The following is a 17126-nucleotide window of genomic DNA, read 5'->3' as shown; positions in this document are numbered from 1 at the left end:
TAAGTTAAAAATAATTATTGTTTTATAAATTTTAATGTGGTATTTGTTTCTTGTATTTGAATAATGTACAATCCTTTTGTTAAAAAAGAAACATTTAAGCTATTATTAGAAGATTCTATTTTAGAAGTTAAAACTCTTTTGCCTAACATATTAAATATTGATACGTTCTTATTACTAAGGTTGTAGTTGTTGAAATATAAATAATCACTTGTTGGATTAGGATAAATTGTAATTGTATTTTTATTGAAATCGTCACTACTTAGTGATTTTGATACTGTTAAATTTTCAAACCAATTTAAATGGTTTTCAGAGGTAGAAACACTTGCAATGTCTAAATCGCCGTCGTTATCGAAGTCGTTAACGGTAAACCCTAAGACATTATTTTGAGAATCGTCAATAGTATTTTCTGTTGATAAATTTGAATTTTTATACCAGGTTATTTTGGCATTAGAGGATGTGCTTGAATATCCAATAGCTATATCATTTTTTGAATCTCCATCAAAATCTGATATTTGAGCAAATGCGGGATTAGAGACGGAAGATGATAGAGTGTGCTCGGTAAAACTACCGTCAGATTCAATATTATACCATTTAGGATTTTGATTTTTGTCAATCTTTAAAATTTCTAAATCATTATCATTGTCAATATCACCAAAGGAAACATTTTTTAATTTAAAGTCATTTATGGAAACATTATTCGATGCCTGTGTAAAAGAAACGCTATTGCTTCCTGTATAGTTATTTAAGAATAATTTCACTAAATAGGTATAGTCATAGGCAACTACAACATCCATATCTCCATCATTATCAACATCTCCTACATCAAAACTAACTGGTCTGTAATTTGCTAAATTACTTATAGGTTGTGCTGCGCTAAAATTAGCAGATCCATCATTTGAATACCACTGAACAACATCTAAATCGTATACGCTTACAATGATATCTAAAGTATTATTATTGTCTATATCAGCAACTTTAACCTTTTCAGCACGAGTTAAACCGCTAGCAATAATTCGGGCGCTGCTAAATTCACCCGCACCATTATTTTCATACCAGACTAAATTATTGCTCAAACTAGATGTAGCTATAATGTCATTATCGTTATCACCATCAATATCGGCTATTACAAGACCACCAATGCTTGAAATAGTTGACGAAACAAGTGGTTGTAAAGTGAAAGTCCCATTTTTATTGTTCTTATACCATTCAATGGTATTACCCGCATTTGTACCGATAACAATATCGATATAAGAGTCATTATCCAAATCTTTAGAATCAATAACATACGGAAGGTACCCCGTACTTGTTGAAATGGTCTGCTTGGGACCGAAAAGGGATTGGCTGTAAGTAGGAATTATAAATAATAATCCAGCTAAAAAAAGTAATATTTTTTTCATAACATAATAGTTTAAAATATTGTGTTTTATTTATAGTGTGCCATTTATTTAACTAACAGTTTTTCTGTCTTTAGTAAACTTTTATTTTCGCTATTCAGAATTTGAATAATGTAAAAACCACTTGGTAATTCATTAAGATTTAAATTTAAGCTATCCCTGTTTTGTGAAATATTCTTCTTTACCAGCTGACCTGATAAGTTGAAAATTGAAATTTCGAGTTCAGGATTAAAAAAAGAGTTTACTTTAATAAATAAGTTTTCTGATACGGGATTTGGGTAAATATTAATTTGATTATTTAAATGTTCTTCATTGTTATTTAAAGAATTGTTTTCTAATGTTTTTTTTGTGATTACTGTTTTAGATTGAATAGTTTGGTTAGAGCAAAAGGTAACTGCACTTAAATCAATTGACATATTAGCGGATGTACTTCCGCTTAATTCATTATTCAAGGTAATTGTAACAGAATTTATTTTTTCAGGAATATATATAGATATTTCTGATGTAGTAGATCCACTATAGTAACCGTAATTTTGAGTTTGTCCGTTTGAATCGACATAATTCACAATAACTTGTTCTGAATAGGTACTGCCGGTTTTTCCTTTTAACTTCTGATTTATTCCACTTATTGAAAATGATACATTTTTATTATCATTTGGTAGTAAAAGTGTTGTGCTATTGGAATTTGAGTTGTTGTTAGTAAGTTGATTAACATTAAAGTAAGACGTGTTTTCAATACAATCACTTGATTCATTATTTTCACCACAAAAGGTTACATCTGAAAAATCAATTATCATGTTAGAATTGGTATTAGTATTTAATGAATTTGATAAAGTAATAGTTACAGATTTAACAAAACCATTAATTTCTATTAATTGACTGTTAGTTACAGATCCACTATAAGCTCCATAGTTATGAGTATTATTTTGCCCATCAACATAAGTAACCATAACTTGCTCAATATATTGGCTTGATGGTTTACCTTTTAGCTTTTCATCTATACCACTTATAATAAAAGAAACATTTTGACTATTAGCAGGTAGGTCTAGAGTGTTGCTATTAGAGTCATTGCCGCTATGGGATAATGAACTATTACTAAAATAAGTTGTGCTTTCAGTACAAATATTAATATCTTCACAACCATCAGGTATACCATTGCCATTATTGTCTATAGTATCATCAAAACCAGGGCAAACATCTTCACTATCACAAACACCATCATAATCTGAATCTAGACAAGCAGTACTCCCAATATTTTCAAACCAGTTTAGATGGTTTTCAGAAGTAGAAACACTTGCAATGTCTAAATCGCCGTCGTTATCGAAGTCGTTAACGGTAAACCCTAAGACATTATTTTGAGAATCGTCAATAGTATTTTCTGTTGATAAATTTGAATTTTTATACCAGGTTATTTTGGCATTAGAGGATGTGCTTGAATATCCAATAGCTATATCATTTTTTGAATCTCCATCAAAATCTGATATTTGAGCAAATGCGGGATTAGAGACGGAAGATGATAGAGTGTGCTCGGTAAAACTACCGTCAGATTCAATATTATACCATTTAGGATTTTGATTTTTGTCAATCTTTAAAATTTCTAAATCATTATCATTGTCAATATCACCAAAGGAAACATTTTTTAATTTAAAGTCATTTATGGAAACATTATTCGATGCCTGTGTAAAAGAAACGCTATTGCTTCCTGTATAGTTATTTAAGAATAATTTCACTAAATAGGTATAGTCATAGGCAACTACAACATCCATATCTCCATCATTATCAACATCTCCTACATCAAAACTAACTGGTCTGTAATTTGCTAAATTACTTATAGGTTGTGCTGCGCTAAAATTAGCAGATCCATCATTTGAATACCACTGAACAACATCTAAATCGTATACGCTTACAATGATATCTAAAGTATTATTATTGTCTATATCAGCAACTTTAACCTTTTCAGCACGAGTTAAACCGCTAGCAATAATTCGGGCGCTGCTAAATTCACCCGCACCATTATTTTCATACCAGACTAAATTATTGCTCAAACTAGATGTAGCTATAATGTCATTATCGTTATCACCATCAATATCGGCTATTACAAGACCACCAATGCTTGAAATAGTTGACGAAACAAGTGGTTGTAAAGTGAAAGTCCCATTTTTATTGTTCTTATACCATTCAATGGTATTACCCGCATTTGTACCGATAACAATATCGATATAAGAGTCATTATCCAAATCTTTAGAATCAATAACATACGGAAGGTACCCCGTACTTGTTGAAATGGTCTGCTTGGGACCGAAAAGGGATTGGCTGTAAGAAATAGAATTAGTAGCTATTAAAAAAATGAAAAATAAAACTTTATTCATAAGATGATTAGTTGTTGGTTTGGGTCAAACATAAATAAACAAATGTTAATTTGCAACCAATAATCTGATTTTTAAGCTTTTAAACGATAAAATTCTTATGTTTTTATTTTAAAAGAAAGAAAAATACTCCAATAATGATTTTTAAAAAAAGTAGGAGAAGACAACTAAATCTATTTGACGCTCAGTTAACTACTAGTGAAGCCATCTAAAATCAAGTCGGGCAAATATAAAGGAAACAAGGTTAAATAATAAAATATTTTAACACAATTAAAATGGGATTAACTACCTGTGTATCAGATTATCAATTTTATATGCGATACATCTACTAATAATTAAGTTTATAACGAAATATTTTATATTTAATAAACACCTTCAACCAATTAGATATGAAAAAAATTACTGTCGTTACATTTCTTATTCTTCAGTTAAATTTAATGTATGCTCAAGATTGTAGAAGTAGTACTGAAATTAGTCCTCCATATACAGCAACAAATAGCGGTTATACAGAAACAGTTACAACGAATATTGTTCCAGATGAGTATGTGGTGGTAGACAATATATTGGAAAACGAATATACTTTTACCTCAGTTTTAACTGATGTTCATGATTATATTACAATTAGAGACTCTTCAGGTGATATCATTTTAGCTCAAGGGACATCACCGTTAACTTATCAGTTTCAGATAGGCGAAGTAGATGATAATACCATTCAAATTCACATGCATTTAAATTCAAGCTGTAGCTCGACCGATAATGGGAACCATACAATATCCTTGATAAATTTAGATAATTTACCAACTTGTTATGAGCCATTGGATAATAGTGCACGAATTAGTTATCTGTCTAATACAAGGTTGGATTTTTATTGGCAATCTCCATCTTCTGGAGATACTCCAATAGATTATCAATGGGAAATTGTCCCAAATGGAAATACTCAGGGCGTTGGAGTAGTAGCTTCAGGTAGTACAGGCGGCAACACCAATGCAACAAGTGGAGAAGGCGTGTTATCACCAAGTACGCAATATGTGGTTTTTATTAGGTCTAAATGTGATGAAGACACCTATAGTATTTGGTACGAAACACCTGTAATAACAACTTTATCTGTTAGCCCGCCATCTAACGACTTTTGTAGTGGAGCTATTTCATTACTTCAGGAAACAGGTGTAAATACTATTAATGATTCTGAAAATACTGTTCAAGGAAGTGTTTCAGGTGCAGCAGGCACAGACGTGGCAGCTGAATCTTGTAATGGAAGTGCTAATGCTCGAGACGATGTGTGGTATTCTTTTTTGGCACAAACGACAGATATAAACATTACTGTAAATCCTTCATTTGATGCTATTATAACATTGTTTTCTGGAGATTGTAACAATCTTAATGAAATAGATTGCAGTGATAATAACAGTGGGTTATCTACAACTTTTGAAGAGATTGCTTTTAGTGGTTTAAACATTGGTCAAACCTATTATTTTAGAGTTTATTCTCAAGGCTTTTCTGCATCTAATGCTAATTTCGATTTGAATTTATGGAGCCCCACAACTACAGTAGATTTAGATAATGATGGTTATAGTGATGCTGTAGATTGTGATGATGATAATCCGTTAATTTATGAACGGCAATTGTATTATGAAGATAAAGATGAAGATGGTTATGGTTCTTCTGTGGTTGCAATGCGATGCGAATTAACACCTTCTCCAGGTTTCTCTACTAACAGTGAAGATTGTAATGATGATGATCCAAATATTAATCCAGATACCGTTTGGTATAGAGATTTAGATGAAGATAGTTATGGTGATTTAAATACAACTTTAACTCAATGCGAGCAGCCAGAAGGTTATGTTTTGAATAGCAATGATTGTAATGATAATAAATCAGAGATTAATCCAGATACTGTTTGGTATAGAGATTCCGATCAGGATGGTTATGGAGATATAAACACTACTTTAATACAATGCACCCAACCAGCAGGTTATATTTTAGATGCCACAGATTGTGTTGATAGTGATCCAGAGATTAATCCAGATACTGTTTGGTATAGAGATTCCGATCAGGATGGTTATGGAGATGTAAACACTACTTTAACACAATGCACCCAACCAGAAGGTTATATTTTAGATGCCGCAGATTGTGTTGATAGTGATTCAGCCATTAATCCAGATACTGTTTGGTATAGAGATTCCGATCAGGATGGTTATGGCGATATAAACACCACTTTAACACAATGCACACAACCAGCAGGTTATGTTTTAGATGCCACAGATTGTGTTGATAGTGATCCAGACATTCATCCAGATACCGTTTGGTACAGAGATTCCGATCAGGATGGCTATGGAGATATAAATACCACTTTAACACAATGTACTCAACCATCAGGCTATGTTTTAAATAGTGAGGATTGTAATGATACTGTAGCAGGGATTAATCCGAATGCAACTGAAATTCCAAATAATAGTATTGATGAAAATTGTGATGGATCGGATTCTTATTTATGGTATGAAGATTCCGATCAGGATGGTTATGGAAATCCTGAAGTAAGTCAGGAAGCATTAACACAACCATCAGGTTATGTTTTAGATAATACCGATTGTAACGACAATAATAATGCGATTCATGAACCAGTAACTTATTATGTTGATAGTGATGAAGATGGCTATGGCTCAAGTGAAACTGCCGATTTTTGCGAACTTACTCCTCCACAAGGATTTTCAGCATTAAGTGGAGATTCAGATGATGAAAATCCAAATATTAATCCAGGTGTTTTAGAAGATTGCGATGGTATTGATAATGATGGTGATGGAGAAGTCGATGAAGGTTTTCCTGATACCGATGGAGATGGTGTAGCCGATTGTGTGGATACAGAAACTTGTGACGGATTAGATAATGATGGTGATGGAGAAGTCGATGAAGGTTTTCCTGATACCGATGGAGATGGTGTAGCCGATTGTGTGGATACAGAAACTTGTGACGGATTAGATAATGATGGTGATGGAGAGGTAGATGAAGGTTTTTTAGATACCGATCAAGATGGTGTAGCCGATTGTGTTGATGATTGTCCTAATGACCCTAATAAAACCAATCCGGGTAATTGTGGTTGTGGGGTAGCAGATACCGATTCAGATGGTGATGGTACTCCAGATTGTAATGATTTATGTCCTTCCGATCCTAACAAAACCGATCCGGGTAATTGTGGTTGCGGGGTAGCAGATACCGATTCAGATGGTGATGGTACTCCAGATTGTAATGATTTATGTCCTTCCGATCCTAACAAAACCGATCCGGGTAGTTGTGGTTGCGAGGTAGAAGATACCGATTCAGATGGTGATGGTATTCCAGATTGTAATGATTTATGTCCTTCCGATCCTAACAAAACCGATCCGGGTAGTTGTGGTTGCGGGGTAGCTGATATCGATTCAGATGGTGATGGTACTCCAGATTGTAATGATTTATGTCCTTCCGACCCTAATAAAACCGATCCGGGTAGTTGTGGTTGCGGGGTAGCTGATACCGATTCAGATGGTGATGGTACTCCAGATTGTAATGATTTATGTCCTTCCGACCCTAATAAAACCGATCCGGGTAATTGTGGTTGTGGTGTAGCAGATACAGATTCAGATGCTGATGGTACTCCAGATTGTAATGATTTATGTCCTGGTTTTGATGATGCGATTGATACAAATAATAATAATATTCCAGATGGTTGTGAGAGTTTGAGCGTAAATGGAGATTTATTAAGTCCCTTATTGGTTAAACCAAATCCGTTTAACGAAACAATATTAATTCGTCTTCCAGAAAACTATGGAAAGACTGATTTTGAAATATCAATCTATGATTTAAATGGAAGAATTGTATTAAAGAGAATTATGAAAAGTAGTAATCAACGCATTGAAATAAATAATGTTGAAGCTTTTCAACAGGGTATGTATTTAATTAAAATTAAAAACTTTGATAGTGAAGAATTTACAATGAAGCAGATTGTTAAGTTCTAACTAATATTGATATTAATTAAAAAGACTACTTATTAATAAGTAGTCTTTTTAATTTTCTAGAAGTATGGTTTATTTTTTAATGAGTTTTTTAGAAATTGTTTGAAAACCATCATTTACTTTAAGGAAATAAAATCCATTAATAAGCATGGAAACATCTAATTGTAATAGGTTGTTTTTAATTGTTTTTGTCGTGCTTAATACCAATTTGCCTTGAATGTTGTAAATATTAATATTGATGTTATTGTTTACTGTTTTTTTAAACTTTAAGTTAACTAAAGATTCCGCGGGATTTGGATAAAGATTAAAAGATAAATTGTCCGGAGATAAAACAGAAAGTGTTTCAGTGCCAATGGCACAAATATTAAAAGTTCCAGTTTGAGCTTCAAACGAAGGAAAAATACGAACAAAAAGGGTTTCATTCCTTCGGTTTTCAATGGTTACTTTTGAGAAATTTTTATTTCCTTTGTCGTCATCGCAGCCATTTTGGATTTCGGTGAGAGTTCCATCACAGGAGCCACTATATACAACAATACCCGTATCTAAAAAAGCGGAGCCTGTGTCTTCAGATGTTTCTATGGTTATATCGTAAAATTTGGTATCATCAACATTTACAGTAAACCAAACATCATCATATCCTTCGTAAACACCGCAACTAGGGTCGTCTATTCCGCTTGAAGGTGTTGCTTGAAAGTTTGTTGCTAAAATAGGTGAAGAACAATCGGCAGATAAAGGAAGATTTATAGGGCTACTACAATTATCATTAGTAGCAATCATTGGAGTGTCTATTTTGTAAACACAAACATTAAAAGAACCTTCTTCTAAATAATCAACATCCCAGACTCTAAAGTACACCGTGCTTCCCGCAGGTTGCACAACATCTATTTGTGCATAGTAAGCACTTAAACCAACATCTGGGTTGCCATCAGCATTACATCCTACAGATGTTAAAGAGTTACAGTCACTTCCGGCAAACACCTCTAAATCAAGATTATCAATTAAAGATTCATATGAAGTTTTTATAGTTACAGCACCATCTGTAGGCATTATAAATTTAAACCAAAGATCTTCACCACTGTAACTACTGGTGCACGAAGGTATTCCCATATTGGAATCTGTTTCACTGCCATCAAAAGAGTAAACTTGATTTGAGCAAATTCCAGATTCATTAACTGTTAATGCGGTAGCTCCACAAGGTAGATTATTTGCTGGCTGAGCTAATGCAGAGATGTTGCTTAATAATAAAATTAGAAGAAAATAGAACGTAGTTTTTTTCATAAATAAAGAAGTTTAGGCTTTATTAAATTTATGAAAAAAAAAGTGAGATATTTACGAATATTAGTCTAACTGTTTAATTTATAGGTTAACAGAAGTTAATTTTGATAAGAGTTTATATTTTAGCGGTTAACTTACCATAAGACACTATTTCTGAAATAATATTTAAGGCATGAAGTTCTTTTTGAGTATTCATAACAGTTTCCTCATCAATTAAACTTTGGGACCATTCGGTTATGCTTAGCCATTCCTGAACGTCTTCCAGTTCCTGTTCATAACGATTGGCAATGGTTTTATCTATATTTGGAATAGCTTTAAAATCAGCAGTGTTGTTGTTGATGATGTCTATAATTGTTTTTAAGTCTTCCTTGTTATTTTCTATAAAATCTTCACGGACAGCAATTACAAAACATGGCCAGGGTGTAGGGCAGTTACCAATATTTCTGAAAACACCTCTGTCTACAATGGGTTTAGTGGTGAATTTTTCCCACATGAAATAATCGGCAGTACCATTTGTTAAACCTTCAATAGCGCCTTCTAAATCTTTGATAACTTCAAAATCTAAATCGTTTTCTAGGTCCCAATTGTGGCTTTCAGCATTGATATAAGCCATTAAATGAGAGCCCGAACCATACCTACTAATTGCTGCTTTGGTGCCTTTTAAATCTTGAACGGTTTTATAGGGGGAATCATGAGCTACATGAATTCCCCAGTTTAAAGGCGTTTGAATAAATGTTTGTACAATCTTACTGGGGTTTCCTTCAATAATATCTTTAATAATACCTTCTGTAAGGATTATGGCAATATCAATTTCTTTTTCACGTAACGCTTTACACATGGCACCGGTACCTCCAGGATAATCGTTCCAACGCAGATTAATCCCTTTCTCTTTGTATTCTCCGTTTTTTAAGGTTAAATACCAGGGTAAATTGAAATGTTCAGGTACACCGCCAATAGTTACTTTCTTCATGAATCCTCTACGTTTATGCTAAAATTTTATTAAGTGTATAAGTTATGAGTTTTTCTATGGTTTCGGAAGGGTTTTTACTAAAATCTCCTGTAGCGCGATTGGCAATAATAGCATTTAAGGACACTGCGTGATGTCCTAAAAGTTTCGATAAACCATAAATGGCGGACGTTTCCATTTCCAGATTAGTTACTTGATATCCGTCGAAACTAAAGCTGTCAATTTTCGTATTTAAATCAGGATCTTGGAGCGGCAGTCTTAGAACGCGGCCCTGAGGTCCGTAGAATCCGCCTGCCGTAAGTGTAACACCTTTGTAAATATTGTCATCAATTAACTTTTTTTCTAATGATTCGCTATTTTTAACCAGTATAGGACGTGCTTTATTTTTGCTCCAATTGGTATGTTTTATAAAGGCTGCTTCGTAATCAGGGTTGCATATATTTTCCATTTGATAGGCGTGAAGCATACCGTTAATATCTAAACCTGCAGAGCTCAAAACAAAACTATCTACAGGGATAGAAGCTTGTAATGCTCCTGATGTTCCAATACGAATCAGGTTTAGCGATGTTAAATTTGTTTTTGGTAATCGGGTTTCTAAATCTATATTGACTAAAGCATCCAATTCGTTTAAAACAATGTCGATATTATCGGGACCAATACCTGTGGAGATTACTGAAATACGTTTTCCATTAAGATTCCCGGTATGAGTTTTGAATTCGCGCTTTTGAGTTTTGAATTCAATCGTATCGAAGTGCTTGGATACCTTTTCAACCCGATCCTGATCACCGACTAAAATAATAGTCTCAGCAATATGTTCTGGTTTTAAATTCAAATGATAAACACTACCATCTGGATTTAGTATAAGTTCGGATGCTTTAATACTCATGTTATGCGTTTTTAACTAATCGGTTGATGGTGCTGTTAAATTGAAAATCCATTTTTTTTACACCACCAAAAACCATACGATTATCAAGTTCAGAAAGATAACGATGCGTTCCCAATAAGACTTCATGTCCCTTTCGGTTAAGGATTAGTTTGTCTTTATGAACGTCAATATAAACCATAAGGTTGCCTATAATTCTCAAAAGCTGTAAATCACCATAACCGTAAAACCCTTGAAAATGCAGGGCATATCCCAGTAAATGATTCGTTGAATTCACTTCGATATCTCTAACTATCTCAAGAATATTTCTTTCTAAATTGTTTAAGCCATCTTTTGTTGCGGGAAAGCGTTCTAAATGGGCTTTTAAACAACTGGTTAAATAGTCGAATGAGGAGTTTTTTACAATAAAGGGTTTGAGTAAATTATGGTCTTTTCCACAATAAATATTCCAAACGGTGCGGGCCAAATCGATATCTTCAGGAGTTAATTTTACTTTGTTGTTGTAATGTCTTAATAACTGCCCGGTGGTTAATTCGGCTAAACCTTTCATGTTTTTACTTCGTTTTACCCGACCACTACATACCAAATAGAGCGGAAGTTTTATTTTTTTTTGCTGAATTAAACTGATTACCGCTATCATGTTAATGTGGCAAAATAAGTCGTATTCAAACCAAAGGATAATTTCTGTAAAATCTTCGGTGTGATTTAGAAGATCTAAAGCTGATTTTATCTTTTCAATTTCTAAATCGATTTGATAAAAGTCATTGAAAAATTGTTTTCTAAGCTCGTAAAACTCCTTGGAATACACCTGTTCAACCGTTGGTCCTTCGCATAACATTTCCTGCCAGGTAAGCATTGTCCCGTCTATATTTAACTCTTTTAAACGATTGGTTAAAACAGTTCCGTTGGTAATATGTAGCGAAGTTTCACTCATTAATTATCCGCCAACACGCTTAACAAGAAACCCTTTGTCTTTTAGCATTTGCATGATTTTGTCGCGGTAGTCGCCTTGAATAATGATTTTATCATCTTTAAAACTTCCACCAACACTTAATGCTGTTTTTATATCTTTAGCTAATAGTTTAAAATCGCTTGTAGCTCCGGTATAACCTTCTATAATAGTTATGGGTTTGCCTTTACGTTTTTCGTATTTGCAAATTAAAGGGTCATCTTGCATCCAGATATCATTTCCTTCAGGAGTTTCTTCAATAGGGTCTTCAGACACGTGATCTGGAAACAGATTTTTTAACTGGTCTTGTAAATCCATTATTTTATTTTTTGATAAGTCCTAACTCTATTAAACGCTCCGTTAAAAATTCACCTGCAGTAATATCTTCAAATGCCTTAGGTGTATTTTCGTCTACACAACTGTCCAAAACATCAAGTTTCATACTGCTGATTGGGTGCATAAAAAACGGAATAGAGTAACGCGAAGTACCCCAAAGTTCTTTTGGCGGGTTTACCACGCGGTGGATGGTCGATTTAAGTTTATTGTTAGTGTGTCGGGAAAGCATATCTCCAACATTAATCATTAATTCGTCGGGCTGAGCAATAGCATCAATCCATTCGCCTTTGTGGTTTTGTACCTGTAAACCACGTCCTTGCGCACCCATTAACAAAGTAATTAAATTAATATCTCCGTGGGCTGCAGCGCGAACCGCTTCTTTTGGTTCTTCGGTAATTGGTGGGTAGTGAATTGGGCGAAGAATAGAATTACCATTGTGAATATACCCATCAAAATAAGTTTCCTCTAAACCTAAATGAAGTGCCAAAGCACGTAACACATATTTAGCGGTTTTCTCCAGCATTTGATAGGTTTCTTTGCCAACTTTATTGAATTCAGGTAATTCTTCAACAATAACGTTGTCCGGATATTCAGCTTTTAATTTGTCGTCATCTTCCACATATTGTCCAAAATGCCAGAATTCCTTTAAATCACCTTCTTTTTTACCTTTTGCGCTTTCTTTTCCGAAAGACACATAACCACGTTGGCCACCTATGCCAGGTATTTCATATTTCTGTTTGGTTTCAAGCGGTAAACTGAAAAAGTTTTTAACTTCTGTATACAGATTTTCAACTAAGGTGTCATCAAGAAAATGACCTTTTAAAGCAACGAAACCAATCTCCTCGTAAGCTTTACCTATGGCATCAACAAATTTTTGTTTTCTGGAAGCATCACCCGAAATAAAATCGGATAAATCTACACTTGGAATTACATTCATGTGGGATTTTTTTAAAATATGACTCTATACAAATGTACAAAAACATTGCTAAGTTTAGAGTAATGAAATTTGTTTATCAACCACTAAATTTATGTTATATTTGATTAAAATCAAACCACTAAACGACACTTAATTACACTTGTTATCTATGGAATTTAATACCAAATTTCTGAATGCCGATTTGCAAATTAAACTTTACAAAGCGCTTTTGAAACCTCGATTAATAGAAGAGAAAATGCTTGTTTTGCTGCGTCAGGGAAAAATTAGTAAATGGTTTTCAGGTATTGGGCAAGAGGCGATTGCAGTTGGCGTAACGATGGCACTAGATGCCGAAGAATACATTTTACCTATGCATAGAAATTTAGGGGTTTTCACCACTCGAAATATACCTTTATATCGTTTGTTTGGGCAGTGGCAAGGTAAGGCGTCAGGGTTTACCAAAGGGCGTGATCGTTCATTTCATTTTGGAACTCAGGAGTACAAGATTATTGGGATGATTTCGCATTTGGGTCCACAATTAGGTGTTGCTGATGGCATTGCTTTGGCTTCAAAATTGAATAATAAAAAACAGGTAACAGCTGTTTTTACAGGTGAAGGTGGAACCAGTGAAGGAGACTTTCACGAAGCTTTAAACGTCGCTTCAGTATGGCAATTACCTGTGTTGTTTTGTGTTGAAAATAATGGTTATGGACTTTCTACCCCTACAAACGAGCAATATCGCTGCGAAAATATTGCAGACCGTGGCGTTGGTTACGGTATGGAATCGCATATTGTGGATGGAAATAATATTATTGAGGTCTACACCAAAGTTTCAGAAATAGCTAGAAGTGTTCGGGAGTATCCGCGTCCGGTATTGATTGAATTTAAGACGTTCAGAATGCGGGGGCATGAAGAGGCTAGCGGAACGAAATACGTTCCTCAAGAACTTATGGATGCCTGGGCGGAAAAAGATCCTGTTGAAAATTATGAGCGCTTTTTGAAAGATTCCGGTGTTTTAAATGAAGAACAGATTGACGTTATCAAGGCGGATTTTACAAAAGAAATTACTAATAATTTGCAGTTGGCTTTTGATGAAGATGATATTACTCCTGATTTAAGTAATGAATTGAATGATGTTTATCATAGTTTTGATTTTCAATTAGTTGAGCCAAGTGATGAATGTCAAGAAATGAGATTCGTTGATGCTGTTTCCGAAGGTTTAAAACAAAGCATGCAACATCATGATAATCTGGTGATTATGGGGCAGGATGTTGCAGAATACGGTGGCGTCTTTAAAATCACTGAAGGCTTCGTTGAAGCTTTCGGAAAGGAACGTGTGCGTAATACACCGATTTGCGAATCCGCTATTATTGAAACAGCCATGGGCTTATCAATAGCTGGTATAAAAAGTGTGGTTGAGCTTCAGTTTGCCGATTTCGTATCTTCAGGATTTAATCCGGTAGTTAATTATTTAGCGAAGAGCTTTTACCGTTGGGGACAAGTTGCTGATGTTGTTTTAAGGATGCCTTGTGGAGCAGGGGTTGGTGCCGGACCATTTCATTCACAAACCAATGAAGCCTGGTTCACTAAAACTCCGGGGTTAAAAGTGGTTTACCCTGCGTTTCCGTATGATGCTAAAGGCTTGTTAAATACTGCAATTAACGATTCGAATCCAGTGTTGTTTTTTGAGCATAAAGGGCTGTATCGTACCATAAAACAAGATGTGCCTATAGATTATTACACCTTACCATTTGGAAAAGCATCATTTATTAGAACAGGGGAGCAGGTATCTGTTGTCACCTATGGAGCAGGAGTGCACTGGGCATTAGATGTTTTAGAAAAGCATCAGCATATTCAAGCCGATTTAATAGACTTAAGAACGCTTCAACCACTGGATATCGACTCCATTTATTCATCGGTCAGAAAAACAGGTCGTGTTATTATCTTACAGGAAGATTCACTTTTTGGAGGTATTGCCAGTGATATTTCGGCTTTGATAGCAGAACATTGTTTTGAATATTTGGATGCGCCAATTAAACGCGTAGCGAGTTTAGATACACCGATTCCCTTTAACAAGGCAATAGAAGCACAATATCTTGCCAAATCACGCTTTGAAGAATCGCTTTTTGAATTGGTGAATTATTAGTAAAGTGTTTGATTTCAAGTTTTTAATATGAAAATATGTCAGGTTTTGTGAAATTTTTTCAGGTAAAATAGCTTGGTATTTTTTTTGTTTAAACATGTATTGAAATGATATGTTTAACAATAAAAAACAGAATAGTTATGAGTACTTTAATTCCAACAACTAAAAATGGTAATAAAATTTCAGACTCTAACTTTAATTTATTACCGAATTTAACATCTTGGTTTGATGATATTTTAGGCAGCCGATTAGGAACGGAATTTATGCCTAATTTTAACACAGGCATGTCTTTACCTGCCGTAAATGTCAAGAATTCTGAGGACCATTTTACTATAGAAATGGCTGTGCCAGGACTTAAAAAATCAGATTTCGACATTAACATGGATAATAATGTTTTGTCTATTGGTGTAGCGTCTAAGGTTGAAAATAAAAATGAAAACGAACGTTATACACGCAGAGAGTTTGGTTATTCTTCATTTAAAAGAACCTTCACCATTCCAGACTCTGTGAATACGGAAGGTATAAAAGCTGAATATAATGATGGTATATTAAAAATTCATCTGCCTAAAAAGGAAGAAGCCAAAGTTAAGCCCGTAAAGAAAATAGATATTTCCTAAATAAAAAAAGAGAGCTACAAAGCTCTCTTTTTTTTAAGCATCCATAAGCTATAGTTTTTCGTATATTTAGTAAAATATAACTGATTTTGAGAACTTTTTCTTTATTTATTCTTTTGTTATTGTCATTCACTTTAATGTCTTACGATGTGCAGGATGATTATGTTTGGCATGATTTAACTGTGACGGCCACGGCCTATAATTCTGTAGAATCGCAAACGAATTCCAAGCCCAGAATTACAGCATTTGGTGATAGTTTAAAACCGGGAATTAAAGTTATAGCGGTTTCAAGTGACCTTTACGCTAAAGGTCTTAAATATAATACGCCTGTGAGAATAAAAGGGCTTGAAGGCGTGTATTATGTTAAAGATAGAATGCCTGCGCGCTGGAAAAACAAGATTGATATCTATATGGGAACTGATGTAAAAGCCGCCAAAGCCTGGGGTAGACGAACAGTTTCCATTGCTTATGGCGAGCTTATTGATGAATAGTGGATTTTATTTTGTTTCGGCTTCCGAAATAATAAATGGATAAGCTTCTTTAGCTTGTTTAAGTTCTTCAGTTGTTAAATCGCTTGGCGATTTCTTTAAAACATTCGTACAATAATCATTTCTCAGTTCATAATAGGCGGCAGTTAGTCTGTCCTGCACCTCAATAAACCGATTATAAGTGGTTTGTGGATGTGTTAATAAAGAAATAACGGCTTCAGATGGATTATCAGAGCCTTTAGGATTTTTAATCCCCGTACAGTAATGACAAGATCCGTCTCCATTGTTATCTATAAATAATTTCGTTAAATCTTTCAATTCGTCTAAATCGATAATTTCGTTTTCCACCATAATTTCGTCTTTATTATTAATAGAAATACGAAATAAGTTCCGTTCAGGAATCACACTTCCACAATCTGAACCAGGCGGACAGTCCGCAGGAAGTTTGCGATTAATTCCTTCATCAGATGAGATAGTAGCAGTTACTAAAAAGAAAATAAGTAATAAAAAGGCGATGTCTGCCATAGAACCGGCATTAACTTCAGGATGTTGTTTTGAAAGTCGCATAAGAAAATGTTTAGAGGTTATATGATAAATACCTCACAAAAACAATACCATAAACCAAAGAAAATGAAAGGATTAATTGAGATTAATGATTTTAAAGGGGAAATTTATTGGTTTTTCAAGAAAACAGGAATGATTTTTGTTAAATCAATGCAAAATATGGTATTGAACATGGCGGTTTAAATTTTAAGAAATATATTTGAATGTATTATAAACCGAAACGTTTAGGCGAACCCCCAATTATT

The 17126-nt window shown here is 34.1% G+C and carries 13 protein-coding genes; 4 read left to right on the top strand and 9 right to left on the bottom strand.

Annotated features, from left to right (window positions below):
• Positions 1 to 14 precede the first annotated feature (14 nt).
• The gene (locus NO995_RS08520; protein ID WP_258227140.1) at positions 15 to 1397 is read right to left on the bottom strand and encodes a VCBS repeat-containing protein; all 1383 of its coding nucleotides are present in this window, start codon (positions 1395 to 1397) and stop codon (positions 15 to 17) included.
• A 44-nt stretch (positions 1398 to 1441) separates the two neighbouring features.
• A complete protein-coding gene (locus NO995_RS08515; RefSeq protein WP_258227139.1) occupies positions 1442 to 3763 on the bottom strand; it encodes a T9SS type A sorting domain-containing protein in 2322 nt (773 codons plus the stop codon).
• Positions 3764 to 4149: 386 nt separating this feature from the next.
• On the opposite strand from NO995_RS08515, the gene NO995_RS08510 reads away from it, so the two are divergent.
• A complete protein-coding gene (locus NO995_RS08510; RefSeq protein ID WP_258227138.1) occupies positions 4150 to 7749 on the top strand; it encodes a T9SS type A sorting domain-containing protein in 3600 nt (1199 codons plus the stop codon).
• A gap of 69 nt (positions 7750 to 7818) precedes the next feature.
• On the opposite strand, the gene NO995_RS08505 is transcribed toward NO995_RS08510, so the two are convergent.
• The 6 genes from NO995_RS08505 to NO995_RS08480 all read right to left on the bottom strand — a co-directional run bounded on the left by NO995_RS08505 (position 7819) and on the right by NO995_RS08480 (position 13093).
• Entirely contained in the window at positions 7819 to 9024 is a 1206-nt protein-coding gene (locus tag NO995_RS08505; RefSeq protein ID WP_258227137.1) for a T9SS type A sorting domain-containing protein, read from the bottom strand.
• A 112-nt stretch (positions 9025 to 9136) separates the two neighbouring features.
• On the bottom strand, positions 9137 to 9991 hold the full coding sequence (locus NO995_RS08500) for a substrate-binding domain-containing protein (protein ID WP_258227136.1): 855 nt from the start codon (positions 9989 to 9991) through the stop codon (positions 9137 to 9139).
• A 13-nt stretch (positions 9992 to 10004) separates the two neighbouring features.
• Positions 10005 to 10874, bottom strand: a complete 870-nt coding sequence (locus NO995_RS08495; RefSeq protein ID WP_258227135.1) for a nucleoside phosphorylase — start codon at positions 10872 to 10874, stop codon at positions 10005 to 10007.
• 1 nt (position 10875) lies between these two features.
• On the bottom strand, positions 10876 to 11805 hold the full coding sequence (locus NO995_RS08490) for a DUF1835 domain-containing protein (protein ID WP_258227134.1): 930 nt from the start codon (positions 11803 to 11805) through the stop codon (positions 10876 to 10878).
• A 3-nt stretch (positions 11806 to 11808) separates the two neighbouring features.
• A complete protein-coding gene (locus NO995_RS08485) occupies positions 11809 to 12138 on the bottom strand; it encodes a translation initiation factor (protein WP_240575381.1) in 330 nt (109 codons plus the stop codon).
• A 4-nt stretch (positions 12139 to 12142) separates the two neighbouring features.
• Positions 12143 to 13093, bottom strand: a complete 951-nt coding sequence (locus NO995_RS08480) for an isopenicillin N synthase family oxygenase (RefSeq protein WP_258227133.1) — start codon at positions 13091 to 13093, stop codon at positions 12143 to 12145.
• A 148-nt stretch (positions 13094 to 13241) separates the two neighbouring features.
• Here NO995_RS08480 and NO995_RS08475 point away from each other — a divergent pair, with 148 nt between their 5' ends.
• The 3 genes from NO995_RS08475 (at position 13242) to NO995_RS08465 (ending at position 16320) form a co-directional block, all read left to right on the top strand.
• Positions 13242 to 15218 (top strand): dehydrogenase E1 component subunit alpha/beta, encoded by a 1977-nt coding sequence (locus NO995_RS08475; RefSeq protein ID WP_258227132.1) that lies wholly within the window; start codon positions 13242 to 13244, stop codon positions 15216 to 15218.
• Between the two features lie 137 nt (positions 15219 to 15355).
• Positions 15356 to 15832: an Hsp20/alpha crystallin family protein gene (locus tag NO995_RS08470; protein ID WP_240575385.1), complete on the top strand. Its 477-nt coding sequence runs from the start codon at positions 15356 to 15358 to the stop codon at positions 15830 to 15832.
• An 86-nt stretch (positions 15833 to 15918) separates the two neighbouring features.
• Positions 15919 to 16320: a 3D domain-containing protein gene (locus NO995_RS08465; RefSeq protein WP_258227131.1), complete on the top strand. Its 402-nt coding sequence runs from the start codon at positions 15919 to 15921 to the stop codon at positions 16318 to 16320.
• A 6-nt stretch (positions 16321 to 16326) separates the two neighbouring features.
• Here the strand turns inward: NO995_RS08465 and NO995_RS08460 are convergent, their stop codons facing one another.
• Positions 16327 to 16884, bottom strand: a complete 558-nt coding sequence (locus NO995_RS08460) for a biopolymer transporter ExbD (RefSeq protein WP_258227130.1) — start codon at positions 16882 to 16884, stop codon at positions 16327 to 16329.
• Between the last annotated feature and the right edge of the window lie 242 nt (positions 16885 to 17126).

This window comes from Aestuariibaculum sp. M13 (assembly GCF_024723255.1).
Taxonomy (GTDB): Bacteria; Bacteroidota; Bacteroidia; order Flavobacteriales; family Flavobacteriaceae; genus Aestuariibaculum; species Aestuariibaculum lutulentum.
This window is presented reverse-complemented; position numbering and strand designations above follow the sequence as displayed.